The sequence below is a fragment of the Alphaproteobacteria bacterium HT1-32 genome (genome assembly GCA_009649675.1).
Classification (GTDB): domain Bacteria; phylum Pseudomonadota; class Alphaproteobacteria; order Rhodospirillales; family HT1-32; genus HT1-32.
On record WJPL01000001.1, the window covers coordinates 2,223,577 to 2,249,432 of the forward strand.

Below are 25,856 nucleotides of genomic sequence, written 5' to 3' on the forward strand. Positions count from 1 at the left end.
GTGCTTACGTTGACCTTCGGTGGGAACAGGAATGCGCCTGCGGGCGCGCGTTTACGGGTGGTACGGGGTCATAACCCGAACCGGCCCATGGATGACAGCGACAAATGCGTTTTGCTGCAAGAATCCCGCCCTGAACCGGTCCGTGGAGGGTCAGGGCCTCAATCGCATATTCCGAACAGGTCGGCAGATAGCGACAACGGGCAGGGATGACCGGTGAGATGATATATCGGTAAAGATAGACCGGGGTTTTCAGAATCCAGCCTGTCAGGTGGCCAATCATCGGCGCCCCCGTTGAGGATTCGGATCAAGAAAGGCGCGGCGCATATCGCTCACCAGCTTCTCGAAAGGTCGGTCGGCAGCGGAATAGCGTCCGACAATGACATAGTCACAGCCGGCTTTCGCCAGTTCCGGGGCAAGCATGTCTGCAATCGCTTTGAGGCGACGGCGTGCTCGATTGCGTCTCACGGCGTTTCCGACTTTTTTGGAAACCGTGAAACCAATCCTTGGTTCATCGTCATCTTCGCCATGGCGTTGCGCGGACTGAAGAACCAGACCGCGCATCACCGAGCGACTACCATGATTGGCGACACGTAGAAATTCTGGTCGCTTTTTCAGACGGCCACAGGTGGATGCCATGATGCGAATTGGCCTTAGGCGGAAAGTTTTTTCCGTCCCTTGGCGCGCCGGTTTGCAAGTATACGCCGACCACCTACGGTAGCCATGCGGCTTCTGAAGCCGTGGCGGCGTTTGCGAACCAGCTTGCTGGGCTGATACGTGCGTTTCACCGGACTCTCCGTACGTTTTCCGGGTGGATAGAGCGGGGGTGTATAGGGGGGTGCGGAGGGCAAGTCAACGCCTGTCACACATCTCTTCGGATTATCTTCTGTCACGGAATGGTGACTTTTTGGGATCAGGAGGGGCGGCTATATGCTTGGGTCCGGGAGGAACAACGGCTTTCAGGGTCAAGGAGTCAGGGTTTATGAGCATCAGGGAAACTTCAGCGGATCAGGAAAAAAATCCTGCCGGGAAAAGCAGCCGGTTTGGAAAATTAATTCCGGTTATTGTTCTCGGTGCGGTGATGATTGCTTTTTTTGCCTTCGATCTCGGAAGATTCGTTTCTTTTGATGCCCTGCGGGAACATCGTGAAGTTCTGCAGTCCTGGGTTGCCGATAACGCGGTTGCCGCAAATCTGGCCATGGTGCTTCTCTATGCGGTTGCGACGGCGACATCTCTGCCGATCGGGCTGGTTCTGACCATCGCCGCCGGGTTTCTGTTTGGCTGGTTCCTGGGCGGGCTGCTGGTTGTCATTGGTGCGACAATTGGCGCGACAGTGATTTTTCTGGCGGCCAGATATGCCTTTGCCGATCTGCTGCGGGCGAAGGTCGGAGGGACGCTGAAGCGGATGGAAGCGGGTTTCCGTGAAGACGCACTCAGTTACATGCTGGTTTTGCGGCTTGTGCCGTTGTTCCCGTTCTGGCTGGTCAATATCGCGCCGGCCTTTCTGGGGGTGACAACCCGGACCTATATTCTGGCAACGTTCTTTGGCATCGTTCCGGGAACCTTTGTCTATGCGACGGTCGGTGACGGCCTTGGTGTTGTGTTTGATCGTGGAGAAACCCCGGATCTCGGCATTATCTTCGAGCCGACAATTCTCGGTGCGATTATTGGTATGGCCGTGCTGGCGATGGTTCCCGTGATCTACAAGAAAATCAGGCGGCGGCACAGATAGCCTGACGGCTGACATTCCTGTCCGATCCCCCTATCCTGATACTGGAGTAGCTGAAATATGGCGAATGTAATTGATGCCGATATCTGCGTGATTGGCGCCGGTTCCGCTGGCCTGTCAGTAGCGGCAGGCGCCTCTCAGATGGGGGCACGGGTGGTGCTCGTCGAAAAGGGTGAGATGGGCGGTGACTGCCTGAATTACGGCTGTGTGCCCTCCAAGGCGCTGCTGGCAGCCGGTCATGCAGCCCATGCAGGTGCTGTCGCTCCAAAATATGGTGTGTCACTCGGATCTGCGTCCTATGACCCGGTCGCGGTTCACGACCATGTCAAAGGTGTAATCGCCGCCATTGCCCCCATGGATTCTGTCGAACGCTTTGAGAGTTTCGGAGTTACGGTCATCAAGGCTGCTGCACGGTTCACCGGCCCGCAGGAAGTGATGGCCGGTGACACACGCATTACCGCCAGACGTTTCGTGATTGCCACCGGTTCCAGCCCGGTGGCACCGCCGATCGAAGGATTGTCGGAAACGCCCTACTTCACCAACGAAACCCTGTTCGACAACAAGGACAGGATCGACCATCTGCTGATTATCGGTGGCGGCCCGATCGGGCTGGAAATGGCGCAGGCCCATCGTCAGCTGGGCATCGCGGTAACGGTCGTCGATCTGGGGCCAATTCTGCCGAAGGATGATCCGGACGCTGTTGAGGTCGTGCGCAAATCCGTGCTGGAAGACGGCGTGGTGCTGCATGAGAAGGTGAAGGTTATCCGGACGGACAAGACAGCACAGGGCGTGTCTGTCACGATTGAGACGAAGGGTGCGGAGAAGACGATTACCGGCTCTCACCTGCTGGTCGCGGCCGGACGGGCGGCGAATGTCAAAGGGCTGGATCTCGAAAAGGCCGGGGTCGACTATGACCGGGCGATCAAGGTGGATAAACGTCTGCGGACATCCAACCGGAAAATCTTTGCGATGGGAGATGTCGCGGGCAGCTATCAGTTCACCCATGTGGCGGGATATCATGCCGGTGTGGTGATCCGGAATATCCTGTTTCGCCTGCCGGCGAAGGTGGATTACCGGGCGGTTCCCTGGGTAACCTATACCGACCCTGAACTGGCCCATGTGGGCATGACGCTTGATGAGGCAAAACAGGAGCAGGGCGATAATCTGCGTATTCTGCACTGGGGCTTTGACGAAAATGACAGGGCCCAGTCCGAACGGTCGACGGAAGGATTTGTGAAAGTGCTGACGACCCGCAAGGGCCATATTCTCGGAGCGACAATTGTCGGCAAGAATGCCGGAGAGCTGATTCACCCCTGGATCATTGCCATCCAGAACAAACTGAAGATCGGTGCCATGGCGACCTACATCGCGCCTTATCCCACGCTGGGCGAAGTGAACAAGCGGGCTGCCGGCAGCTTCTATACGGAAAAGCTGTTCAGTGAGCGAACCCGCAAAATTGTTCGCTTCCTGCTTCGGTTCGGCTGACACTGAACGGGTGTCCCGGATGAAACTGGAACCCATACGCCCCTGGCGCAGTCTGTCTGCGCGTCTGCTGGTGCTGACCGTGTTCTTTGTGATGGTGGCGGAGTTCATGATTTACGCGCCGTCGATTGCCCGGTTTCGGCTTGATTACCTGCAGGACCGGATTTCGTCTGCACATCTCGCCAGTCTGGCACTGAAAGCCTCCAGCAATGAAACCGTTGGCGCAGAGCTTGAAGTTGAGCTGCTGAAACATGTGATGGCCCATGGTATCGCGCTGAAGGGGCAGGGGCGCCGGGAATTGATGCTGGCGTCAAAGATGCCGCCGGAGGTCGACAAGTCCTACGACCTGCGCATGGCAACAATGCTTGATTTGCTGGTGGATGCCTTTGCCACCCTGGTCCGGACAGATAACCGGGTGTTGCGGGTTGTCGGCAGGGCGCCACAGGATATGTCGATTCAGGTCGAAGTGCTGCTGGATGAGAAGCCGCTGCGCCGGGCGATGCTGAAATTCTCATCCCGGATCATCCAGCTTTCAATCGTGATTTCCCTGTTCACGGCCGGGCTGGTTTATCTCAGCCTGCAACTGATGATGGTCCGGCCCATGCGCCGGATCACGGCCTCTATGGAACAGTTCCGGTCCGATCCGGAGAACCCGGATGTGACCATCCAGCCGAGCGAGCGCAGTGATGAAATTGGTGTCGCGCAGCGTGAACTGGCGGTCATGCAGACGGCGCTGCGAAATGCACTGCACCAGAAGAATCGCCTGGCAGCGCTGGGTGAAGGCATGACCAAGGTCAATCACGACCTGCGCGGCATGCTGGCCACGGCGATGCTGGCCTTCGACCGGCTGGAGCAAAGCGAAGATCCGGAAATCCGGCGTGTGGCACCGCGTATCATCCGGGCAATCGACCGCGCTGTCGCCTTGTGCAGCAAGACCATGCGCTATGCCCGTGAAGGGCCGGAGGAGGCCAGTCCGACCAGTTTTAATCTGCATGACCTGATTGCGGAGGTTGGGGAAGCGCTCTCGCCGTCTGTCGGGCTGGATGACCCGTTTGAGCCGGCCGGTGACAAATCGCCGGAGGCAGAATGGCTGTGGGTCAATAACGTCCCGGCAGACTTTGTCGTGACGGCTGATCGCGCGCATCTGTTCCGGATTGCCGATAATCTCGGGCGCAATGCGGTGGAGGCCGGGGCCAGGACGGTGACCTTCACAGCCTCGACCGAGCCCCGCCGGCAACGGCCGGGATTGCGGTTTGTGCTGACTGTCGCTGATGACGGGCCGGGTATTCCGGAGAAAATCAGCGAGAACCTGTTCAAGCCGTTCTCTGCCTCGACGCGTAAAGGTGGCTCCGGTCTCGGGTTGTCGTTATCGCGGGAACTGGTGCAGGCGCATGGCGGTGACATCATCCTGACCCGAAACAGCCGGAATGGCTGTACCTTCCGGCTGTCGATCCCGATGCCCTGACAGGTCCTGTCCTCAGTCCAGGGCGAAGACGACGCTTTTCAGCGGGCTTGAATCGGTCAGCAGCGGATGTGCGGGATGGTCCGGTGACGGGCCGGCCATGCGAATCAGGCGACAGGACCGGCCTGCGGCATTCAGCCCGGCCGCAACTTCGGCGACCAGCCGGTCAATGCCGATAACCGGTGAGCGTGAGGCAAGATAGAGATATCCGCCGGCACTGATCAGCTGTCCGGCCAGCCGGGCCAGTTCCCGGTATTCCAGTTCTCCCCGGTCTGCTTCCTTGCGGGTCAGGACAAGCGGCGGCGGCGTTATGGTCACGAGGGCATAGCGTTCGCTCAGCCCGCTGCGCTCGATCAGTTCGGCAGTCGGATTACCCGACGAAATGACCGACCGGTCGATGGCCTTGTTGATGCGCGCATTGTGCAGTGCAAGTGACAGGTCTGTTTCATTGGCGCAGATGGCTGTCACCCGGTCAGCCGAGTTTGCCGCAGCGATGGCAAGACCACCGGCCCCGGCAAACAGGTCCAGCGCCTTGCCATGAAACTTCAGTCCGGCAATGAATTTCCGGTCGTCACGCTGGTCAAAGCTCCAGATATCGCCTTCCTCGCGCATCAGGTCGACCCTGAATCGGAAGCCGTTTTCCGAGATTTCCACCGGCTGATCGATGCTGCCGGCTGCCAGATGGACATATTTCGGCAGACCTTCGGTGTCCCGGAACCGGTGATTGTTCCGGAGGACGACGGCATCAGCCTGCAGGACGGCCATGATGACCGGCAACAGGCGCTCCATACCGGCAGTCATTGCCTGAATCACGACCTTGCCCTTGAAGCGGTCAATGACGAGCCCCGGCAGCCCGTCGGCCTCACCATTGACCAGACGGTAGAAGGGATCGGAAATACAGGCCTCCCGGACAGCCAGCGCGCGGGCAATGCGACGCATCAGAAAATCATCGTCGATCACGGTGTTTGATTCCCAGTCGAGTATCCGCAATGACGCCAGTGACCGGGGGTTGAAGGTTGCGACACCGACCGCATCGCCATCGCCGGTCATCACCGTAACGATACTGCCGGGGTCCAGCGATTTGGTCCGCTCATCCATGTCGATGGAGTTGGAATAGAGTATCGGCATTCCTTCGCCGACGCGTTTTCCGCGACCGGATTTCAGTCGAACAATCGACCGTTTCCGGGGATCATCCGCAGGATGAGGTGTCATGCTGTCTGGGTCGATCCGGTCAGTCATTTGTCTTTTGGTCCTTCCAGCACGACGCCTTCACGACGCGGGTCTGCGCCGCCGTCCGGTCCGGCTGTGGTGAGGCGAATGCCATGCAGCCCGGAATTCAGGCTGCGAATACTGACGTTGTGGCCGAGAGCTTCCAGTGAAGTTTTCAGCTCTGCGGCTGCTGTTCCCTCTTCCAGATCGGTCTGGCCGTTACGATTGATCACATGCGGCAGGTTGATGGCCTGCTGCATTGAGAGATTCCAGTCGATCACACCGATCAGTGTTTTGGCAACATAACCGATGATCCGCGATCCGCCGGGCGACCCGACAGCCATGCGGAGGCTGCGATCCGGGGCCAGAACCAGTGTTGGTGACATCGAACTGCGGGGGCGTTTGCCGGGCTCGACCCGGTTGGCAACAGGCATGCCGTCTTTATCGGGGCTGAAGGAGAAATCGGTCAGCTGGTTGTTCAGAATAAAACCACGGGTCATCAACCGCGCACCAAAGGCATTCTCGACGCTGGATGTCATGGAGACAGCATTCCCGTCTGCATCAAGGACCGAGAGATGAGTGGTCGATTCCCGTTCGAAATCGTCCTGCATGGGGGTGAGTGAACCGTGGTCCTGTGGCGGGGTGCCGGCTTCAGCCTTGCCGATGCTGCTTTTGAGACTGATCTGTGCGGCACGGCTTTTCAGATAAGCGGGGTCCAACAAGCCTTTCAGAGGGGCCGGAACGAAATCGGTGTCTGCGAGATAGAGATTACGATCTGCAAAGGCCAGCCGCCCGGATTCTGCAATCAGATGGGCTGCTGACAGGCTGTCGGGGGCCATTGCTGCGAGGTCATAGCCTTCAAGCAGACCCAGCATTTGTGCGACTGTCACACCGCCGGATGAAGGTGGCGGCATGCCACAGATGTGATTATTCCGATAGAGTCCGCAGACCGCCTGTCGTTTGACCGCGCGATAACCGGACAGGTCTTCCAGTGTCATCAGCCCGGGATTACGGGTGGCTTCCTGAACTGTCCGGACGATATCGGCGGCAATGGCACCATTGTAGAATTTATTGGCTCCACCCTGTGCCACCTGTTGCAGTACGTCTGCATAGGCCGGGTTGCGCAATAGCGAACCGACGGGAAGTGCCGTGCCATCGGGCTGATAGAAGTAGCTGCGGGTGGCGTCGAAGGTCGTCAGACGTTTCGCATCGCGATCAATCAGGTAATGCAGTCGCGGAGACACCTGAAAACCGTCGGTGGCCAGCCGGATTGCCGGGGCGAACAGATCAGCCCAGGGCAGCTCTCCGTGATCCTGATGAGCCAGCTCCAGCATGCGCAACAGACCGGGTGTTCCGACCGACAGTCCACCGACCACGGCATCGTAGAATTTCCGCGGCTTACCGTCAGGTCCGAGAAACATGTCGGCGGTTGCCGCAGCGGGGGCTGTCTCGCGTCCGTCATAGGCGTCGATGGCCTGATCGCCGGCACGGTAATGCATCAGGAAGCCACCGCCACCGATGCCGGAACTCTGTGGCTCAACCAGACCAAGGACAAGCTGGGCCGCAATCGCGGCGTCAACGGCGCTGCCACCAGCGGCCAGAATATCCAGTCCGGCCTGTGCCGCATGCGGATTTGCCGCCGAAACCATATATTGGCCACCCGGTTGTGCCCGGGATGCCGGAGACAGCAGAAGGGTGCTGCAAATCGCAAGGAGGACAAGTCTGGTGAAGGTCATGCTATTCCCTGTGTCGGCATTGTCGATAGGCGGCCTGCGCCTGTCCGGCAACAGTAAACCCGTTGTACCGGGAGGTCATTTTGTTTGCGGCGCGACGTGCTATAGATAATTCTTGTGTCGGAAATATGCCGTCTATGGTGCGGGAGGATTATTAATGGGACTTCCCAAGATTGTCAGTCTGCCAAGTCCGAGTTTTCGGAATTGTGGCCCCTGTGATGTGTGTGAGGCCCGCGAACTGTCCTTCTGTTCCGCGCTTGAGGCAGGCGAAATCCATCACCTTGCCCGGATACTGACCACCATTACCGCGGAAACCGGTGCCGTTCTGTATCACGAAGGCGATGATGCAAAACATGTCTATAACGTCACGGCAGGCTGCATAAAGCTGCACAAGATGTTGCCGGACGGGCGGCTGCAGATCATCGGTTTTATGTTTGAGGGTGATTATCTGGGGATGCCCCAGACGCCGGAGTACAAGTCGACAGCACAGGCGGTTGACGATGTGAAGCTCTGCCGGTTTGGCCTGAAGGACTTCCGGGTATTGTCGGAAGAACATCCGGAGCTGGGGCGGCGTTTGCTTGATATGGCGCGGACCGAAATCGATGCGGCAGGTGAACAGATGCTGTTGCTGGGGCGGAAAACGGCAAAGGAACGCCTGGCCTCTTTCCTGCTGCGTCTGTCCGAAGGTCAGGCCCGGCGGGGTCGCCCTTCCAATCCCGTCGCACTGCCCATGAGCCGGGGGGACATTGCCGATTATCTGGGGCTGACCATCGAGACGGTCAGCCGTACCTTCACATCATTCCGCAAGACCGGACTGATTGAATTGCCGGATAAATCGCACGCCTTCCTGAAAGACACAGACGGTTTACTGGAGATTGCCGCAAACGAATAGTTTTTGGCCGGACCTGTTCCGGTGGCGTTCAGCTTATCTGTGCCGAGGCTTCCTGTACCTTGAATGTCGCCTCATTGACGCGGTTCGCCGAACCAACGATTTCGCTCAGCCCGCTGGCGATTGAATCGACGCCGTTGGAAGCAGTCTGCATGTTGCCTGACATCTCGTCGGTTACGGTTGATTGTTCCTCGACGGCGGCGGCAATCGCTGATGAAATCTGACTGAGTTCAGAGATTGAATCGGAAATGGCGGCAATGGCACCGACCGAAGCGTCGGTCGATTGCTGAACCTCGGTGACGAGCCCGCGAATTTCCCCGGTGGCTTTTGCTGTCTGATTGGCGAGGTTCTTGACCTCTGAGGCAACCACGGCAAACCCTTTGCCTGCTTCACCGGCCCGGGCGGCTTCAATGGTGGCATTGAGGGCCAGCAGGTTGGTCTGTTCAGCAATATCGTTGATCAGTTCGATGACATCACCAATCTTGCCCGCCGCCTTTGCCAGTCCGGCGATGGTTTCACCGCTCTGACTTGCCTGATCCACGGCTTCGTTACTCATCTGTGATGCCCGGACGACCTGACTGCTGATTTCCCGTACTGATGCTGACAGCTCTTCTGACCCGGCGGCGACAGCTTGTACGTTCGAGGAGGTCACTTCTGCTGTAGAGGCCGCACTGGTGACCTGACTGGTGACGATTTCCATTTCCTGAACAATCCTGACCAGATCGGCATTGATGGATTTCTGGACTTCTTCCCGGCGCAAGCGATCATTTACCATCTCGGTGATGTCCGAGGCAAATTTAACGACCTTCAGAAGCTGGCCGTTTGGCCGTCTGATCGGGTTGTAGGTCGCCTGAATCCAGAACTCCTGACCACCCTTGCGCAAGCGCCTGAATTCACCGGCCTGAAATTCACCCCGATTGAGGGCTTCCCAGAAGCTCCTGTAATCAGACGATGCCGCATAGGTACTGTCGACGAAGATACGGTGATGCTGGCCGATGATTTCTCGGGCGTCGTATCCGGTCGCTTTGAGGAAGTTTTCATTCGCCCGCAGAATCGTGCCATCAAGATTGAATTCGATAACGGCCTGCGACTTGTTGATCGCATTGATCTGGCCTTCGTGATCGGCGTTCTGCCGTTTCTGGGCAGTAATGTCGGTGGCAAACTTTATGACTTTGTACGGTTTGCCTTTGCTGCCGAGGATCGGATTGTAGGAGGCCTGAATCCAGACGCCCTGACCGTCTTTGCGAACCCGGCGATATTCGGCGGACTGATAGTTGCCGTCCCGCAGGGTTGACCAGAAGGCTTCATATTCCGGTGACTTTGCTTCCTCCGGATCGACAAAGATCCGGTGGTGCTTACCCTTAATTTCACTCAGCTCATAGCCAAGTGCCTGCAGAAACAAATCGTTCGCGGTGATAATCGTACCGTCCATATTGAATTCAATGGTCGCCTGCGATTTGCCGATGGCGGCCATTACAGCCTCCAGTTCGCGAATCCGTGCTGAAAATGGCAACATGATTTTATCCCCTGACTACCTGCCCGTTGAGAGGAATTAAGTCATAAGGAAATCGACAGATCATGCATAGTGAGGGGAAACACGTATGGTCCCGTGATTATGCAAATAATAAGAGAATAGTCGCTCCGGATATCAAGTCCGCCAGCCTACCAGCCGTTGACGCGCGGCCATTCCGTGGTCAGTTCACCGTCTTCGATGACGTGGTAACGGTCATAGGCGGCAGACGTCATGCAGACATGGTTGGGCAGGATGCGCATCTGGCTGCCGATCGGCCAGGCCTCAAAATCAATCGGTCCGGTGCTCTCGACGATGCCATGTTCCTGATGTACGTCGGCAATGATCATCTCGGGCGCACCCTTTACCATGCCGTAGCCCAGATCACGGGGTAGTTTCGCGGTTGACCGGTCTTTCGACAGCGCCAGCCCCCCGGCATCAATCAGCAGGCGGTTTTCGTCTTTCCGGTGCCGGATAACCGTTGCCAGTACGCTGACTGCAAGGTCATCAAGGCTGCAACTTCCAATGCCCGCCTGGAACAGGTCACCGAACAGATATACGCCCGGCCGCATCTCCGTGACGCCATCAAGGTGACGGGCATACAGGGCGGTGGGGGTTGAGCCGACGCTGACAACCGGACAGGCATGGCCAGCCGCCCGCAGGCGTGTCGCGGCATCGACGGCTCCGGCCCGTTCCTCTTCGGCGATCTGTTCGACCGCCGCAATGTCGCTGGCGCCATAAGAATGCCCGGCATGGGCCAGCACGCCGCGCAGATCGACAGTGCCGTTTGCGGTCAGGGCAGCTGCGATTTCCATCAATGCGGGGTCATCCGCAAACACACCGCCGCGTTCACCGCCGGTATCGACTTCAATATGAACGGCAAAATGATGGCCATGTGCGGCGATGGCCCGTGCTGTCTCCACCTCGTCGACGATCAGGCCGATATTGGCGCCGCGATCCATCAGGGCGGCGACGCTGTCCAGTTTGCCGGGGGCGATACCGACGGCATAGGTGATGTCGGTGAACCCTGCCGTCAGGAAATAGTCTGCCTCCCGCAGGGTAGACACGGTGATCCCGCCGAACTGTCCGCGTGTCGCCACCCGCCCGACCTCCGCCGATTTGGAGGTCTTGAGATGAGGCCGCAAACGCACCCCCAGCTGGTTTGCGCGTTCACTCATCCGCGTAGCGTTATGTTTCAGCCGGTCACGATCCAGCATCAGGCAGGGGGTTGGCAGAGGAAATGTATCAGGCATCAATTGTCTCGAATTCAGCAGGGGAGGTGATTTCCAGGATCTCGCAATCGTCGGAACAGCTCATCAGTTCGTGGCGTATGCCCGGCGGCTGGTGGACACAATCCCCGGCCACAAGATCATGTTCTCCATGTCCGTCATAGCGAAACCGGACAGTGCCTTTCAGAACATAGAAGATCTGGAAATCGAGGGGATGGCGATGAAAGCCGGTGCCGTCTGTGCAAGCCTGTTTGGCGCGGATGACATGAGCCATGTAGCGGCCTTCTGTGGCATCCCTGATGCCTAGGTCGCGGTACTCGAAAAATGACCGTAATCCACCATCGTCAAATTTACCGTCTGCTGCCTTGCTGATGCTGAATTTCATCCGGTTTCCATCCTTGCTCTGATAATTGACGAGGATAACCCGGCAGGGAGACCGCGTCACGTGCCGGCGCTAGATTGACCCCGGTCGCCGGATGGCAGCATTATGCTTGCTTCCGTACCGTGTCCTGATGTGCTGAGGAGTTTCAGCCTGCCATTGTTTTCTGTCAGAAGCTTGTGGCAGAGGGCAAGTCCTGTGCCCGACCCGCGCTCGCCTTCGGTCCCGCGAAGCGACATGATTTTCCTTCCGGACATCCCGGCCTCTGTCTGGTCCGGGGTCATGCCAACGCCGTCATCAGTGACCTGAACAGTGACCTCGTCACCGGTCTGACGGGCAGCAACGGTTATTGTTCCACCGGGGAGGGTGAATTTGATCGCATTGCCGATGAGGTTACGCATCACCGCTTCGATCATCTGCGCATCGCCGGTGGCTTTAAGGCCGTCTTCGTGATGCAGGGTGATCCGGATGTCCTTTTCATCTGCCAGCGGTTTCAGAAGGTCGAGGGCCGCGTCAATGATGTCGGTAACTTCAAAGATCTCCTGAACCGCAGAGGCCCGGTTTTCCCGCAGCAAGTCACCATCGGTGAGCCCGGCAAGCAAGCTACAGGCGCTGGCAGAGGCATGGCGGATGGCCCGGCCCGCGCTTTCCAGTTCGGAGGGTGACAGGGTACGGGCACTGCCCGACAGCTTCTCACCCTGGGCAAGCAGGACGGACAGGGAGGTCTTCAGATCATGCCCCGTGGTCGACAGCATCAGTTCCTGCCGGCCGGAGAGTTGATTTCCGGGCGATTGAGACGGGACATCGTCTGTCAGGTTGTCCGCAAGTGTGCTGATAAAGGCTGCCGTATCCCGTGCATCGACCTTTGCTTCACGTACCAGCCAGTCGAAATGGGTGGTCATTGATTTGATTCGCTCGGACTCGCGAAAAGCCAGAAAGAAACGACCGACAAAGATCACTGAGAGGATCGGCCCGAATACGCTCATCGGGGCGCTGAAGACCTCCCGGGCATCAAACAGGAACAACCGCAATGCCGGATAGAGTTCGTCGCAAATGCCGGCCATTTGCCGCAACTGCTCTCGACGGATTTCGATGTCGAGGCCGCGATAGTAACCGGAGCCTTCGGCAAGGGCGTGCAGTTCGTGAAGCGGCAGGGCGATCTCGTAGTCGGAATCACCTGACCGCAGGTGCTCAATACTGCTGCGCATGGTCTCAATGGCCTGTTCCGGTGTAACCCCCAGGAAGGCCGCATATTCCCAGCGCAGCATGTCCTCGGTCTTCAGGCTGTCCGGCAGGGTCGCCGGGACATGGCGGATCTTGTAGCCCGCTGCTTCGTGGTGCCAGTCCAGTATCTGCTGGTCGGCCGGTTTGCGTTCAGCCTTGGTGACCGACATGGCTGCGGCAATGACATCCCCCGGTCGTTCCGGCCGTTCTGTCAGCCCGAGCAGCCAGTCCGTGCTGACACCAAGCACCTGTGCTGCATCCGCAGCCAGCTGGGCATTCGGCAGACGGGTTGTTCCTTCCGCCAGAATCTGGCCGATGGTCGACCGGTCAACGCCGGTTTCCCGCGCCAGTCGGCTGCGCGAAAAGCCGACATGCGCCATCGCCTGCTCAAGGCGTTGACGAAACAGCGTCGATCGATTGCGTTTGTCCATAAAAATCACCAAAGCAGTGAAAAGTGCTCATATCAGTTATTATGCAGCAAATTCCCTGAATACACATCACCGCAGGCCCGGTCTATATCAGGGCTCGCAACACAAGAATTCAGGAGATAACAATGGAGAGCAATATCCGGCTTATTGCCAAGTCGATCAGCTGGCAGTCATCCGGGATCATCGTGATGACACTGATCTGTTATCTGATTACCGGATCGATCAATGCCGGTGGTCTGATTGCGGTCGTCAGTGCAGTGGTCGGTCTGGCGACATTCTACCTGCACGAAAAGCTGTGGTCCCGGATCAGCTGGGGCCGGCAGTTCTGAGCCTCCGGCCCGGTTTCCGGCCGGTCAGGAAATATCAGGATGTCGCGTTCCGGACCTTTTCGACGGCGGCATTTACCTGCTGGGTAATGGCGACAATTTCATCCAGATTTGACGCAACAGTTTCCACGCTTTGAGACGCTGTCTGCATATTCATCGACATATCCGCGGTGACAGCGGTCTGTTCTTCCACGGCGGCGGAAATTGCGGAGGCAATTTCATCAACTTCGCTGACCGATCCGCTGATGGTTTTGATCGACGCAACGGAATTGTCTGTCGCCTGCTGAATTGTCGATACAAGGCTGCGAATTTCCTCTGTCGCCTTTGAGGTCTGTTTTGCAAGGTTTTTGACTTCGGACGCCACGACAGCAAAGCCTTTGCCGGCTTCTCCGGCACGGGCCGCTTCAATTGTTGCATTGAGCGCGAGCATATTGGTCTGGGCCGCAATGTCGTTGATCAGTTCGATGACGTTACTGATCTTTCCTGTGGCATTTGCCAGGCTGGCAATGCTGTTGCTGCTCTGTTCGGCTTGTTCAACGGTGGCGCGGGTCATTCCTGATGCCCGGTTTACCTGTTCGCTGATCTCGCGGATCGAGGCAGACATTTCCTCTGCGCCGTCGGATACGGCCTGTACATTTCCAGATGTGTCTTCTGCCGCTTTGGCGCCATTTTGTGATGCGTCTGACATGCGATTGGCAATTTCTACCAGTTCCAGATCGATTGTCTTCTGCAACTCGGAAAGACGCATCCGTTCGTTGACGATATCGGTTACATCACTGGCGAACTTGACGACCTTCCGCAGTCTTCCGGAGGGGTCGAGGATCGGATTGTAAGACGCCTGAATCCAGACATCTCTACCGGTCTTGGTGCGCCTTTTGTATTCGGCACTCTGATACTTTCCTTTGCCGAGCTGCTGCCAGAATTCCTGATATTCGGCTGACTTTGCATATTCCGGCTCAACGAAAAGCCGGTGATGTTTGCCGACAACCTCTTCCAGCGTATAGCCGAGGACATCGAGGAAGTTCTCGTTCGCCGTAATGATCGTGCCGTCCATGTTGAACTGGATCACGGCCTGCGACTTGCTGATCGCTGTAATCTGCGAGGCATAGTCGGAGTTCAGTACTTTCTGTGCTGTGATATCAGTTGCGAATTTCACAATTTTGTATGGCTTGCCGGTCTTGTCGAAGATCGGGTTATAGGATGCCTGAATCCAGATTTCAGAGCCGTCTTTCGCAAGGCGTTTATACTCGGCTGACTGATATTCACCCTTCTTCAGACCGGCCCAGAATTCTCTGTATTCTTCTGACTGCGCATGCGCCGGTTCAACAAAAATCTGATGATGTTTTCCCTGTACTTCTGCCAGTTCATATTTGAGGGCGTTCAGAAAAAGATCATTAGCATGGAGGATGATGCCATCCACCGTGAATTCTATGACGGCCTGGGATCTGGTAATCGCCTCTACAATCGCGTCAGACTCAGAACTCTTCTTATTGAATAAAGGCATGGATGTAGGCTGAAGCCCTGCTGTTTTGATGTGCGGGGGGATAATCGGAATATAAAGCAGCCTGTCCATCCTTAATCACTGAACTGACAGGGGTTTTCGGATTATTTTATTATAAGAATAAGGTGCTGATCTTCGAAAGATGTTTAAGCCTCGTGACGTTCTGTTGAAATTGAAACTATTTATAATTTTCTACTTAAAGAAATATAGCTGCGATTGTTCTCTGATCGTTTCCGGGCCCGTGTCATCGGAACTGTACCTGACGGCTCCATAATGAAGCTGAACAGGGAAGCGGAGATGCAGCATGGTCGCACGGGTAGAGACAGTGGCGTTTCTCGGGATCGAGGTGAAGCCGATTGATGTGCAGGTGCATATCACAAACGGCATGCCGGCCTTTACCATGGTCGGGCTGCCGGACAAGGCGGTGGGGGAAAGCCGGGAGAGAGTGCGGGCGGCGCTGTCGGCAATGGGGCTGGCCCTGCCGCCGAAGCGGGTGACGATCAATCTGTCACCGGCGGATGTCACGAAGGAAGGTGGTCATTACGATCTGCCGGTGGCGCTGGGCCTGCTGGCGGCGCTCGGCGCGGTACCCCAGGATGCGCTGGACCGGTTTGTGGCGCTGGGCGAACTGGCGCTGGACGGGGCCATTGCACCGGTTGCGGGTGTCCTGCCGGCCGCCATTGGCGCAGTTGCCAGAGGGCGCGGCATCATCTGCCCGCCGGATCAGGGCAGCGAAGCGCTCTGGGCCGGGGATGTCGATGTGCTGGCCCCGCCCAACCTGCTGGCGCTGGTCAATCATTTCAGTGGTGCTCAGTGTCTCGGTCCGCCGCGTCGGGGAGACCGCCCGCCTGAACCGGTCTATCCGGACATGAAGGAGGTCAAAGGGCAGGCGGCGGCCAAACGTGCCCTCGAAATCGCCGCGGCGGGCGGCCATAACATGTTGCTGATCGGTCCTCCGGGGTCGGGCAAGTCGATGCTGGCGTCCCGGCTACCGGGTCTGCTGCCGCCGCTGGCGCCGGACGAGATGCTGGAAGTCTCGATGATCCATTCGGTTGCCGGCTGCATCGGCCCCGCCGGTCTGCATCGCGCCCGGCCCTTCCGGGATCCGCATCAGTCGGCATCATTGCCGGCGCTGGTGGGGGGAGGGCTGAAGGTGCGGCCGGGGGAGGCATCGCTGGCCCATCGCGGGGTGCTGTTCCTCGACGAGTTGCCGGAGTTTCAGCGCGCCACGCTGGAGGCGCTGCGTCAGCCGATGGAAACCGGGCGCATTTCGGTTGCCCGGGCTAATATGCATGTCACCTATCCGGCCCGGTTCCAGCTTGTGGCGGCGATGAACCCCTGCCGTTGCGGCTTTCTGGGTGATGAGCAACGGGCCTGTTCCCGCGCGCCGGCCTGTGGTCGTGATTATCAGGCCCGGATTTCCGGCCCGCTGTTCGATCGTATCGACCTGCATGTCGATGCCCCGCCGGTCAACCCGCTGGATCTGGCGGATGCCCCGCCGGGAGAGGCCACGCAGATAATTGCCGCAAGGGTTGCGGTGGCACGCGCGATCCAGGCCGAACGTTATGCCGGACAGGACGGGGTGCGCCTGAATGCGGAGGCGGATGGCGATCTGCTGGAAGAAGTTGCCCGTCCCGATGCGGATGGTCGCAGCCTGCTGGTCGATGCGGCCCGGATGCTGGGATTGTCCGGTCGCGGATATCACCGCATTCTCCGTGTCGCCCGCACGCTGGCCGATCTGGACGGCAGCGACGGGGTGCGCCGCATCCATATTGCCGAGGCCATCAGCTACCGGCGCATGGCCATGGGAGGATAGGGCTTTCCGGTTGCAGACAGAATGATATTATCCGGCAGAAGTTCCGGAGACTGCTGTTGCCGTATAAAGTTGATTTATCACCTGACCGAAAGCTGAATTGCTGGTGGCTGACCGGCCATATCGTGACATCCGATATTGTGTCATCGATGGCGGAAATGGCGGCTCATCCGGAGTTTTTGCCAGACCGGAACACAATCGTTTTTATCGATGGACAGGCTGACCTTTCAGCTTTTGACCTGTCAGAGTTCCGCAATGCACTGGCTCAGGTGAAGACGCAGAATCAGTCAATCCGGGGCGGGGTGAATATCCGCTGTGCCATTCTCAGTGGCAGTATTGCTGATCAGGGAATCCTCGGCCTCTGGGAGGCACTAAGCTCTGTGGGTGAAACAACCGGCGTTGAATTTCGCATTTTCATGAATGAAAAGACGGCGATGAACTGGCTCCTGGATTAATCAGGCATTGCCCGCAATCTGCTGTGGAGATGGGAATTGACCAGCGACTTCTACCAGAGCTACAGCGCCTTCAAGAAATATGAAACGCCGGGACTGTCATCAAAGGACATCGCCCGGTTTGACGATGAAGTCTGGCATCGGGCGGCGTTTGGCCGGGATATGCGTATTCTTGAACTGGGTTGTGGCACGGGCCAGTTCCTCGCCTATCTGGCAGCCAGAGGCATTCAGGACATGGTCGGCATTGACCATGACCCGGAGGTGACGGCGGTTGCACCGGAGTCCGTCCGGGACCGGATTATTATTCAGGATGTTCGTGACTGGCTGCACCAGACTGCGGGTGAGCAGCCTTTTGACCGGATCGTGCTGATGGATGTGCTGGAGCATTTCACTGCATCTGACGGCATGTCGCTGATCCGGGATCTGGCAGGCCGTCTGGCGCCGGGTGGCCGGATTGTCGTCAAGGTACCGAATGCGGGATCACCCTGGGGGCTGACCTATCAGTTCGGTGACCTGACGCATCTGACGGCCTTCAACAGTATCAGCCTCCGCCAGCTTGCGGTCGCCGCCGGATTGCAGGTCGAGCAGATTTACGACCAGCATCGCGGTTCGCGCCGGCGTCGTTTTACCGACGCGGCGCTTCGTCGTTTTCTCGGATGGGCGTTGCTGACACCGCCCCCTCTTTGGGGGCCGAACCTGTACGGCGTATTCTCCGCCAGCGACAGCAACTGATCCGGGGATCAGGCTTTGACGCCGCAGGCCTTGCTGGCTGCCTTATGCGCGGCGGTGAAGCCGGACAGGGAATAGACATCCTTGGTCAGGGTGCCACGGGAAGAACGGCCTTCGACGACCAGGGTTGAACCGGCCCGCATCATCTTCACCAGCTTGTTGTCCGTGTCGTCATCGACAGCCCAGGCAGAATCCTGATCGGTAAACAGTTTTGTCTGTTTGCCGTCAATCTCGACCTCGACTTCGGATTGCAGCTTGTAGGTGTAGCCGGCAACGACGTTGACCACATTCATGTCTTTCGACTTCGGATGGTGCGTGACCATCACATAGGTCTGTCCGCGCTTGCTGTATTTGCCTTCGCTTTTCTCCGGCGTGGCAAACAGGTAGCAGACTTTCTGCTTCTCTGTCTTATAGACAAAGGCTTCCCATTCACTGAACTTGCCGAGGCGCTGTTCGGCGGCATGGGCCGGGGTGACAAGGATAAGGGCGACCGCCATGGCGGCACCGGTGGGCAGGCAGGTGTGGAACAGGGACCTGATCGTCGGCATGAAACGCATGCGTCTCCTCGCTTTCGCGGTTGCTGATCTGGGTTCAGATAGTGTCTTAACCGTGATCGGTTGATGATTCCTTAATTTGAGGCACTCTGAAGCAGTAAAGTTTCAACAGCTATTCTGTCCGCACGATAATCTGGAAGACATGATGACACAGGCAAATCCGGTTCTGGTTGAGGTGACACGCGGTGATATGGTCGAGAGTCGCCATCGTGGTTCGGTGGCGGTGGTTGACGCCCGCGGCAAGGTGGTGATGGCGATTGGCGATATCTCCGCGCCGGTTTATGCCCGCAGTTCGGCCAAGCCGCTGCAGGCCCTGCCGTTCGTTGAAAGTGGTGCAGCGGACGCTTTCGGATTTGGTGATGTCGAGATTGCGTTGTCCTGTGCCTCGCATAATGGCGAAGCCGAACATGTCGCGAAAGTTTCCGAGATGCTGGCCCGGGTCGGGTTGAGCGGTGATGCGCTGGAATGCGGGGTGCAGTTGCCGGACAAGGAAGTTGCGTTCCGGCCGCTGATCGAAAACGGGGTCACGCCGCGTGCCGTACACAACAATTGTTCCGGCAAGCATGCGGGATTTTTGTCTACAGCTGTTCATCTGGAAGATAATCCCGCCGGTTATATCGGACCGGACCATCCGGTGATGGAGCGGGTGACGGCGGCCATGCGTGACATGACCGGTGAATCCTTCGGCAGTTCACCCTGTGGTTTTGACGGCTGTGGCATTCCGGTCATCGGTGCCAGCCTGACAGGCTGGGCGCAGGGCATGGCGAGGATGGCGGCCCCTGACGGTCTTGCCCCGGCACGGGCCGAGGCCGCGAAACGTATTGTCAGGGCAATGACGGAAGAGCCGTTTTATGTCGCGGGGCGAGGCCGCTTCTGTACCCAGGTCATGAAAATTGTTCGTGAGAAGGCTGCGATCAAAACCGGTGCGGAAGGTGTTTATGCCGGGATATTACCGGGCCTTGGTCTGGGGGTTGCCCTGAAAATTGATGACGGTGGCACCCGGGCCGCCGAAGTGGCGATGGGGGCTGTGATGGTGCATCTCGGGGTTGTGTCCGGAGAGCATCTCGACCGGCTTACCGATATCCTGACCCCGCCGATCCATAACCGCAATGGTGTCCTCTGTGGCCATACCCGTGCAGCCGAGGGCTGGCTCGACGGCTAGAATCTAGTCCTTGCCGATATGACGGCCTTCCGGGACGGGCAGGCTGGCCTCAAATTTCCGCAGGGTCCGAAGCACCGGGCCGCCCTGCTGATGTTCCGGCAGGCTTTCGGTCGGGGCGCCGGGGCGGACAGGCCGTTCGGCATAGCGACCCAGGCAGACCATCCGGTCATACATCACGATGGCGCCGGCAATGCCGACATTGACGCAGAAAGCGAGCGGGATCTTGACGATGAAATCGCATTTTTCCTGCATGGCCGGGCTGAGATCGCCCCGTTCCGGTCCCAGAACATAGGCCGCCCGCCGGGGGTGGCGGAAGCTTGGCAGTTCAATGGCGTCTTCCGTCAGCTCAATGCCGACGATCTGGCATCCCGACGGCAGCATCATCTCGTCCACGGTGTCGAAGGCATAGAAAGGCATATTGTCGCGGGCATTTGACGTGTCCGACAGCCGGACCACTTTCTCACGGTATTGCGGATTGACGGTGAATACGAAGCTGGAACCGAAGGCATGGGCAGACCGGAACAGGTTGCCGATATTCATTGCCTTGTTCCCGCCTTCGATACCAATCCCGAAATAGCCGCGCATTGTCCTGTCCTCAGCCGTTTATCCAGCGGGCTTGCCAGCCCATGCGGGTTAATGCCGGTTTGACCGGTTGACGACAACCTTTTCGTCATCGGACGGATATCGGGTTTTACTCCTCCCGGAGAAAATAGATCAGGTCGAGGACCGGCGGTGGTGTTGTTGTCTGGCTCAGCAGGCCATGTGCCTGGCCGCGATGATGGGTGGCATGGTTGAACAGGTGACCCAGCACCAGCCTGAGCGGTGTGACACAGGCTTCACCGGACGTGGTGTGGTAGGCCAGATCACCTTCAAGACGGGCAGGTTTCATATCCAGCAGCGTGTTGATGATCGTCTCGTCAAAGCTTTCCCGGGCGGACCAGAGCGAGTCGAGATCGTCGTAGAGGACTTCATCCAGCCGGCTGATGCCGCTGTCCCGCCCTTCGATGCGGGATATCCAGATGCGATCACCGACAAGGATATGATTCAGCGTGCCATGCAGGGAGCCGAAAAAAGCCTGCCGGTTACGGTAATAATCGTCACTGCTGAGTTTCGAGGCGGCATCATACAGGCGGTTGTTGGCCCACCGGTTATAGCGTGACAACAGACGGAAATAATCGAGGTCGCTCATCTCAACTCCTTTTTGCCGTCTCCTTCAGGCGTCCGTCGAGCGCGGCGCGGCGGGAGGGTTTCAGGGCCAGGATATTACCGAACACCACCAGCACGACACCGCCAACAGCAGGCAGGGTCCAGTGATAGTTCTCAAACATTGTGGACAACAGCAATGCCACCAGCGGAAACAGCACGGTGGCATAGGCGGCCCTGTCAGCCCCGATCCGGCCCAGCAGGGTCAGATAGGCGCCAAAACCGAAGACGGTGCCGAACAGCGACAGATAGACCAGCGACAGCAGATAGGGTGCCTGCCAGTCGATGATGAAATCCCGGCCCAGCAGCAGGGCGACAGTAGCGGCAACCATTGAACCGTAGAGCATGCCCCAGGCGTTGGTCTGGATGACCGGCAGACCGCTGCGCTGGTTCCGTCCGGAAATCAGATTACCGACCGAGGCGAGAGCCGTTCCGGCAATGCAGAGTGCCATGCCCCGGAAGCCTTCGTCCTCAAAATTGAAACCTTTGAGTTCCGGCAGAAACAGCAGGCCAATGCCGCCCAGTCCTATAATGGCACTGACGGCCACCCGGGGACGGACAGGTTGCCCGAAGAACAGCGCGCCAAGGCTGATATTGAACAGAATGATCATCGAAAAGGAGACGGCGACCAGGCCGCTGGTGACAAACCCCGTCGCAAAATAAAAGATCAGATAATTGCCGGAAAACAGGAAGCAGCCCTGAAAGGCAATCCAGCAATGCTGTCGCCAGTTGAAGCGCAGGTTTTTGCCCCGCAGCAGGCACCAGCCAAACAGGATCAGACTGGCTGAAATGAATCGCCAGACGATCGAGACTTCCGGTGAGACCACGCCAAGCTGAAAGATGATGGCGTACCATGTGGTACCCCAGATCAGGACGGTGGTTGCGTAGAGAAAGCTGTTTGTCATTTGCCTGATCTGGCTACTGCCAAGTCGGGCCTCTCGTCAATTGAAACAATGCCTCCATGACAAATCCCGAACGCATGGTGGTTGCGATGCGGGCTTTCTGTTACCATCTCAGGGTCAGTAACTGACGAGGTGAGTTATGGTCGAGAAAACCGATATCCGAACCAGAATCATCGAAGCCGCGCTTGTTTGCGCGGCAGATTGCGACTGGCGGGACGTGTCGATGGCTGACATTGCGGCGAAAGCAGATATCAGCATCGCCGACCTTTACGAAGAATTTTCCAGCCGGTCTGCGCTGCTGAACGGATTTGGCCGGATGATTGATGCCGGGGTACTGGCAGGCGGTGCGGCTGCCATGGACGAACCGGCGGCAGACCGTCTGTTCGATGTGCTGATGCGCCGCTTTGATATGCTCAACCGCTATCGTGAGGGGGTATTGTCGATTGTAGATGCATCATCGCGAGACCCGATGATGGCACTATGTGGTGCCGGTCAGCTGCGCCAGTCCATGAGCTGGATGCTGGAAGCAGCAGGCCTGTCATCCGACGGATGGCGCGGCATGCTCCGGATCAAGGGACTGATGGCTGTGTATCTTTATACGCTGCGTGTCTGGATGCGGGATGACAGTGAAGATATGGCGAAAACCATGGCAGCCCTCGACCGGGCGCTGAAACAGGCTGGCCGGTTTGCGTCCGGGATGGAGCGCGGGCTGTCGCGCATGCCCGGACGGCGCAGAGGCGCGGCTGAGACAGAACCGGCGGCGGAGGCTGCTGTTTAATCGTCGGCTGATACCGGCCGGCATCACAGAAGGAGAGAAGATATGGCGAAGAAGACCCAGTCTATGCCCGGTTTTGACCCGATGGCCTTCTGGAAAGACTTTGATCCGGCAAAAATGATGGGCGACATGCAGGCGCCGGGAATTGATGTCCAGTCGATTGTCCAGTTCCAGCAGCGCAACCTTGAAGCACTGGCCGCCGCAAACCGGACGGCCTTTGAAGGTGCGCAGGCAGTGATGGCTCGGCAGGCGGAAATCCTGCGTGAGGCGATGGAAGAAATGCGGGGTGCCGTGGAGTCAATGTCGACGAAAAATCTGCCGGAAGATGTTGTCGTCCAGCAGACCGACATGATGAAACAGTCGTTTGAAAAAACCGTTTCCAACATGCGCGAACTGTCGGAAATGATGGCCAAATCGAACACGCAGGCCGTTGACGAGGTAAACCGCCGTATCGGTGAAAGCCTTGAAGAACTGAAAAGCAATATCAAGAAAGCGAAAGGCTGATCTCAGCCTTCGCTGTTACCGCCGGTCGGGAAAATAGCGGGGCAGGCTCATAATGCAGCCTGCCCGGAGTCCTGATATCTGTCGTTCCGGTTGAATGATTGCCTGTCGGCTGACATCTTCGCTGCCCGATTTTTCGAAACAGCCGAGCATATGTCGACCATGTCCTCTCCGATGCTTCTTCGCCGTGCGGTTGCCGCTGCCCAGTCCCGAAATGCTGCTGTCGCTCTCTGGCGGCTGCCTGATGCCACATCGACAGACCTGCTGATCTCACTTCCTGGTGGATGGTCGAAAGGGGCGGTGGACTTCGCTGATAACCGTCCGGCCTTTGCCTTCTCCCGGTATGATAATTTTGATGGTGATGCGGCTGAACTGATCCGGGCTGATCTGCTGATCCGGGATGGCCGGGCAGAGTTTATCGGACCGGATGGCACGTCGCATGATGTCCCGGTTACCGCGGCCCAGACTGACTTTGCCAGCCTGCTGGACGGGATCGGCGAGGACGACAGGCGCGTGACGGCTGACGGGTCGTCGGCTGAACCGCCGGTGATTGTCGATCGCGCGCATTATGAAGGTCTGGTCGAAAAGACACTGGCGGCAATCCATCGTGGTGAGATTGAAAAAGCCGTGGGCTCGCGGGCGGTCGCTGTTGATCTGCCGGGTGATGGCGACCTGCTGGATCTGTTCGACAAGCTGAGGGTGAAATATCCGGCGGCTTTTGTCTGTCTGACCCTGTTGCCGGGAATTGGCTGCTGGGTTGTCGCGACGCCGGAGCGTCTGCTTTCGGTCGATGATGCAAGCGCCCGGACCATGGCGCTTGCGGGAACGCAGACGCTGGATGCGGATGCCGATGTGGACGCTGTGAGCTGGCGCGGCAAATTCATCGAGGAACAGGCGCTGGTCTGTCGTTATATGCGCACCCGGTTTGAAACCTGTGGTTTTCATACCTATCAGGAAGCCGGACCGCGTACCGTCCGTGCGGCCAACCTGGCGCATCTTCGGTCTGTCTTCACGGTGCCGGCGAATGCCGGGGACTTTGCCGATGACCGTGCATTCAGAAATGCCTGTAATCATCTGCTGCGCGAAATGCACCCGACCTCTGCTGTCTGCGGCATGCCCCGGCAGAAAGCCATCGACTTTCTGGCCGCAGAAGAAGGCTATGAACGGGATTATTATTGCGGCTATCTCGGCCCGCTGAATATCGGCGGGTCGTCAGACCTGTTCGTCAATCTGCGGGTGGCACAGATTATCGGGCGGACTGTCTATCTGTATGTCGGTGCAGGCCTGGTCGACGGTTCTGTCCCATCAGAGGAATGGCAGGAAACCGTCGAGAAAAGCAAGACACTGGGGTCAGTCATCGGCGGATGAGCAGCATCGCCGGGCTCAGCCAAAATCAATGGCACCATCGGGCAGCAGATAGAGCACAAGAGCGCGGCCATCTTTAACGGTCGGGCGATGGGCGCTCCCGGGTGTGTTGACGGACCAGCCGGCCCCGGCTCCGTCAAAGGTGGCGCTGCTGTCGACGGGCATGGTCAGGCAGACTTCGCCATTGGGGTGGGTGTGGCGCGGTCCGGCGATATCGGTCATGTCGACGACATCCACGCTCATACCAGCGGTTGCGTCACCGGGCTTGATAACCCGGCCATATTTCAGCGGCGCTTCTCCATGCCGGCACATCCAGCCATCTTCAATGGCTGCATGACAGGCGGTGGTGATGGCCTGAACAACCTTGCCATCAGCCGGAAAACGGCTGTTCAGCTCGGTTTCAAGAGTGGTGTTCCATTCTGATCCCTTCACGGTATCAATCACGGGTGTCAGAATTTCGGTGAATTCCTCGCGCTGCATGATGATCAGTCCTTTTGCAAGAGGGGGGTGATAAACTCGACGATACGCTCTGCTACTTCGTCCCGGTTTTCCAGATGGGGTGAATGCCCGCAACCCGCAACCATCCAGGCCTCTGCCGGGCCGGAGACGGTGGAAACGATCGATTTGACCTGTGCTTCGGTGCCGTATTCGTCCTTCTCACCCTGAATGGCGAGAAGCGGAACCGTAATGTCCGGCAGGAACTCCTCAATGTTCCAGTCCCGGAAACCGTCACTCAGCCAGACATCATTCCAGCCGCGAAAGGCGATATCGACATTCTTCCCGTGATAGCGGGACAGCCGTTCACGCAGGTCGGTGTCTTCATAGGCAGTACGGGCGGCCTCGATGCCCCGCCGGCAGGCATCTTCGTTGAAGACGTGGGCGGCAAGGGTCACCAGACCCAGAATACGCCCGCCTGCGACATCGGAACCGGCATGGATCAGGGCAATGGAGCCGCCGTCGCTATGTCCGATCAGGATCGCATTGCGGATGCTGAAATGATCGAGAACGGCAGGCAGCATGTCGAGTGCTTCGTCATGCATGAAAGCGGGTTGCCGGGGCAGATCAACCGGATCGGAGTTGCCATATCCCCGGCGGCTGAACACGAGAGCGCTGCAACCGCTTGCGGCCGCAATGGTGTCGGGAATGTCGCGCCACAGACCGGCGCATCCCAGCCCCTCATGCAGAAAGACCAGAACGGGGTGATCGACTTGTTGCAGGCCCAGCCAGCGATATTCAATCCGCTCGCCGCCGATATCGGCGAACCGCACATCTTCCGGCGTGCGTTCGGCGAGATCCGTCATC

28 protein-coding genes are annotated in these 25,856 nt (G+C 58.1%); 12 read left to right on the forward strand and 16 right to left on the reverse strand.

What is annotated here, in order from left to right; genetic code table 11:
* Positions 1 to 4 precede the first annotated feature (4 nt).
* From yidD to rpmH, 3 genes are read right to left on the reverse strand one after another with little or no spacing between them, the layout of a single operon-like run.
* On the reverse strand, positions 5 to 280 hold the full coding sequence (gene yidD, locus GH722_10560; GenBank protein ID MRG72214.1) for a membrane protein insertion efficiency factor YidD: 276 nt from the start codon (positions 278 to 280) through the stop codon (positions 5 to 7).
* Positions 277 to 636: a ribonuclease P protein component gene (rnpA, locus tag GH722_10565; protein MRG72215.1), complete on the reverse strand. Its 360-nt coding sequence runs from the start codon at positions 634 to 636 to the stop codon at positions 277 to 279. Before rnpA ends, yidD begins: the two co-directional genes overlap by 4 nt.
* Positions 637 to 650: 14 nt before the next feature.
* Positions 651 to 785, reverse strand: a complete 135-nt coding sequence (gene rpmH, locus GH722_10570; protein MRG72216.1) for a 50S ribosomal protein L34 — start codon at positions 783 to 785, stop codon at positions 651 to 653.
* A 194-nt stretch (positions 786 to 979) separates the two neighbouring features.
* Here rpmH and GH722_10575 point away from each other — a divergent pair, with 194 nt between their 5' ends.
* The 3 genes from GH722_10575 to GH722_10585 are packed head-to-tail and all read left to right on the forward strand — an operon-like array spanning position 980 to position 4,673.
* Complete coding sequence (locus GH722_10575; protein MRG72217.1) at positions 980 to 1,729, forward strand: TVP38/TMEM64 family protein; 750 nt, start codon at positions 980 to 982, stop codon at positions 1,727 to 1,729.
* A 57-nt stretch (positions 1,730 to 1,786) separates the two neighbouring features.
* Complete coding sequence (locus GH722_10580; protein MRG72218.1) at positions 1,787 to 3,211, forward strand: FAD-binding protein; 1,425 nt, start codon at positions 1,787 to 1,789, stop codon at positions 3,209 to 3,211.
* 19 nt (positions 3,212 to 3,230) lie between these two features.
* Complete coding sequence (locus GH722_10585) at positions 3,231 to 4,673, forward strand: sensor histidine kinase (protein MRG72219.1); 1,443 nt, start codon at positions 3,231 to 3,233, stop codon at positions 4,671 to 4,673.
* A gap of 12 nt (positions 4,674 to 4,685) precedes the next feature.
* Here the strand turns inward: GH722_10585 and GH722_10590 are convergent, their stop codons facing one another.
* The gene (locus tag GH722_10590) at positions 4,686 to 5,909 is read right to left on the reverse strand and encodes an RlmI/RlmK family 23S rRNA methyltransferase (GenBank protein MRG72220.1); all 1,224 of its coding nucleotides are present in this window, start codon (positions 5,907 to 5,909) and stop codon (positions 4,686 to 4,688) included.
* A complete protein-coding gene (gene ggt, locus GH722_10595; protein ID MRG72221.1) occupies positions 5,906 to 7,615 on the reverse strand; it encodes a gamma-glutamyltransferase in 1,710 nt (569 codons plus the stop codon). The genes GH722_10590 and ggt overlap by 4 nt, the downstream gene beginning before the upstream one ends.
* 154 nt (positions 7,616 to 7,769) lie before the next feature.
* Between ggt and GH722_10600 the strand changes: the two genes are divergently transcribed.
* Complete coding sequence (locus tag GH722_10600) at positions 7,770 to 8,504, forward strand: helix-turn-helix domain-containing protein (protein ID MRG72222.1); 735 nt, start codon at positions 7,770 to 7,772, stop codon at positions 8,502 to 8,504.
* A 28-nt stretch (positions 8,505 to 8,532) separates the two neighbouring features.
* Here GH722_10600 and GH722_10605 read toward each other — a convergent pair whose 3' ends face one another.
* From GH722_10605 to GH722_10620, 4 genes are all read right to left on the reverse strand, one after another.
* On the reverse strand, positions 8,533 to 10,017 hold the full coding sequence (locus GH722_10605; protein MRG72223.1) for a PAS domain S-box protein: 1,485 nt from the start codon (positions 10,015 to 10,017) through the stop codon (positions 8,533 to 8,535).
* A 146-nt stretch (positions 10,018 to 10,163) separates the two neighbouring features.
* The gene (locus GH722_10610) at positions 10,164 to 11,264 is read right to left on the reverse strand and encodes a DSD1 family PLP-dependent enzyme (GenBank protein MRG72224.1); all 1,101 of its coding nucleotides are present in this window, start codon (positions 11,262 to 11,264) and stop codon (positions 10,164 to 10,166) included.
* Entirely contained in the window at positions 11,257 to 11,625 is a 369-nt protein-coding gene (locus GH722_10615; protein MRG72225.1) for a cupin domain-containing protein, read from the reverse strand. Before GH722_10615 ends, GH722_10610 begins: the two co-directional genes overlap by 8 nt.
* Before the next feature lie 56 nt (positions 11,626 to 11,681).
* Complete coding sequence (locus GH722_10620) at positions 11,682 to 13,274, reverse strand: helix-turn-helix domain-containing protein (protein MRG72226.1); 1,593 nt, start codon at positions 13,272 to 13,274, stop codon at positions 11,682 to 11,684.
* Positions 13,275 to 13,396: 122 nt separating this feature from the next.
* Here GH722_10620 and GH722_10625 point away from each other — a divergent pair, with 122 nt between their 5' ends.
* A complete protein-coding gene (locus GH722_10625; protein ID MRG72227.1) occupies positions 13,397 to 13,600 on the forward strand; it encodes a DUF2061 domain-containing protein in 204 nt (67 codons plus the stop codon).
* Between the two features lie 34 nt (positions 13,601 to 13,634).
* Here the strand turns inward: GH722_10625 and GH722_10630 are convergent, their stop codons facing one another.
* On the reverse strand, positions 13,635 to 15,101 hold the full coding sequence (locus GH722_10630; GenBank protein ID MRG72228.1) for a PAS domain-containing protein: 1,467 nt from the start codon (positions 15,099 to 15,101) through the stop codon (positions 13,635 to 13,637).
* Between the two features lie 301 nt (positions 15,102 to 15,402).
* Here GH722_10630 and GH722_10635 point away from each other — a divergent pair, with 301 nt between their 5' ends.
* The 3 genes from GH722_10635 to GH722_10645 are packed head-to-tail and all read left to right on the forward strand — an operon-like array spanning position 15,403 to position 18,095.
* Positions 15,403 to 16,914, forward strand: a complete 1,512-nt coding sequence (locus GH722_10635; protein MRG72229.1) for a YifB family Mg chelatase-like AAA ATPase — start codon at positions 15,403 to 15,405, stop codon at positions 16,912 to 16,914.
* A 56-nt stretch (positions 16,915 to 16,970) separates the two neighbouring features.
* Complete coding sequence (locus GH722_10640; protein MRG72230.1) at positions 16,971 to 17,366, forward strand: hypothetical protein; 396 nt, start codon at positions 16,971 to 16,973, stop codon at positions 17,364 to 17,366.
* 6 nt (positions 17,367 to 17,372) lie between these two features.
* Positions 17,373 to 18,095 carry a methyltransferase domain-containing protein gene (locus tag GH722_10645; protein MRG72231.1) on the forward strand — a complete coding sequence of 241 codons (723 nt, stop codon included), beginning with the start codon at positions 17,373 to 17,375 and terminating at the stop codon, positions 18,093 to 18,095.
* A gap of 8 nt (positions 18,096 to 18,103) precedes the next feature.
* Here GH722_10645 and GH722_10650 read toward each other — a convergent pair whose 3' ends face one another.
* Entirely contained in the window at positions 18,104 to 18,649 is a 546-nt protein-coding gene (locus tag GH722_10650) for a hypothetical protein (protein ID MRG72232.1), read from the reverse strand.
* 142 nt (positions 18,650 to 18,791) lie between these two features.
* On the opposite strand from GH722_10650, the gene GH722_10655 reads away from it, so the two are divergent.
* Positions 18,792 to 19,808 (forward strand): asparaginase, encoded by a 1,017-nt coding sequence (locus tag GH722_10655; protein MRG72233.1) that lies wholly within the window; start codon positions 18,792 to 18,794, stop codon positions 19,806 to 19,808.
* A gap of 3 nt (positions 19,809 to 19,811) precedes the next feature.
* Here the strand turns inward: GH722_10655 and GH722_10660 are convergent, their stop codons facing one another.
* From GH722_10660 to GH722_10670, 3 genes are all read right to left on the reverse strand, one after another.
* Positions 19,812 to 20,393, reverse strand: a complete 582-nt coding sequence (locus GH722_10660) for a TrmH family RNA methyltransferase (protein ID MRG72234.1) — start codon at positions 20,391 to 20,393, stop codon at positions 19,812 to 19,814.
* A gap of 106 nt (positions 20,394 to 20,499) precedes the next feature.
* Positions 20,500 to 20,997, reverse strand: coding sequence for a damage-inducible protein DinB (locus GH722_10665; protein MRG72235.1), 498 nt, complete (start codon positions 20,995 to 20,997; stop codon positions 20,500 to 20,502).
* A 1-nt stretch (position 20,998) separates the two neighbouring features.
* Positions 20,999 to 21,916, reverse strand: coding sequence for an EamA family transporter (locus GH722_10670; protein ID MRG72236.1), 918 nt, complete (start codon positions 21,914 to 21,916; stop codon positions 20,999 to 21,001).
* 136 nt (positions 21,917 to 22,052) lie between these two features.
* On the opposite strand from GH722_10670, the gene GH722_10675 reads away from it, so the two are divergent.
* The 3 genes from GH722_10675 (at position 22,053) to GH722_10685 (ending at position 24,557) form a co-directional block, all read left to right on the forward strand.
* On the forward strand, positions 22,053 to 22,691 hold the full coding sequence (locus GH722_10675; GenBank protein MRG72237.1) for a TetR family transcriptional regulator: 639 nt from the start codon (positions 22,053 to 22,055) through the stop codon (positions 22,689 to 22,691).
* 81 nt (positions 22,692 to 22,772) lie between these two features.
* Positions 22,773 to 23,192 (forward strand): phasin family protein, encoded by a 420-nt coding sequence (locus tag GH722_10680; protein MRG72238.1) that lies wholly within the window; start codon positions 22,773 to 22,775, stop codon positions 23,190 to 23,192.
* 150 nt (positions 23,193 to 23,342) lie between these two features.
* Complete coding sequence (locus tag GH722_10685; GenBank protein MRG72239.1) at positions 23,343 to 24,557, forward strand: hypothetical protein; 1,215 nt, start codon at positions 23,343 to 23,345, stop codon at positions 24,555 to 24,557.
* A gap of 15 nt (positions 24,558 to 24,572) precedes the next feature.
* On the opposite strand, the gene GH722_10690 is transcribed toward GH722_10685, so the two are convergent.
* The gene (locus GH722_10690; GenBank protein MRG72240.1) at positions 24,573 to 25,034 is read right to left on the reverse strand and encodes a DUF4863 family protein; all 462 of its coding nucleotides are present in this window, start codon (positions 25,032 to 25,034) and stop codon (positions 24,573 to 24,575) included.
* Between the two features lie 5 nt (positions 25,035 to 25,039).
* The gene (locus tag GH722_10695) at positions 25,040 to 25,855 is read right to left on the reverse strand and encodes an alpha/beta fold hydrolase (protein MRG72241.1); all 816 of its coding nucleotides are present in this window, start codon (positions 25,853 to 25,855) and stop codon (positions 25,040 to 25,042) included.
* Position 25,856: the final 1 nt, after the last annotated feature.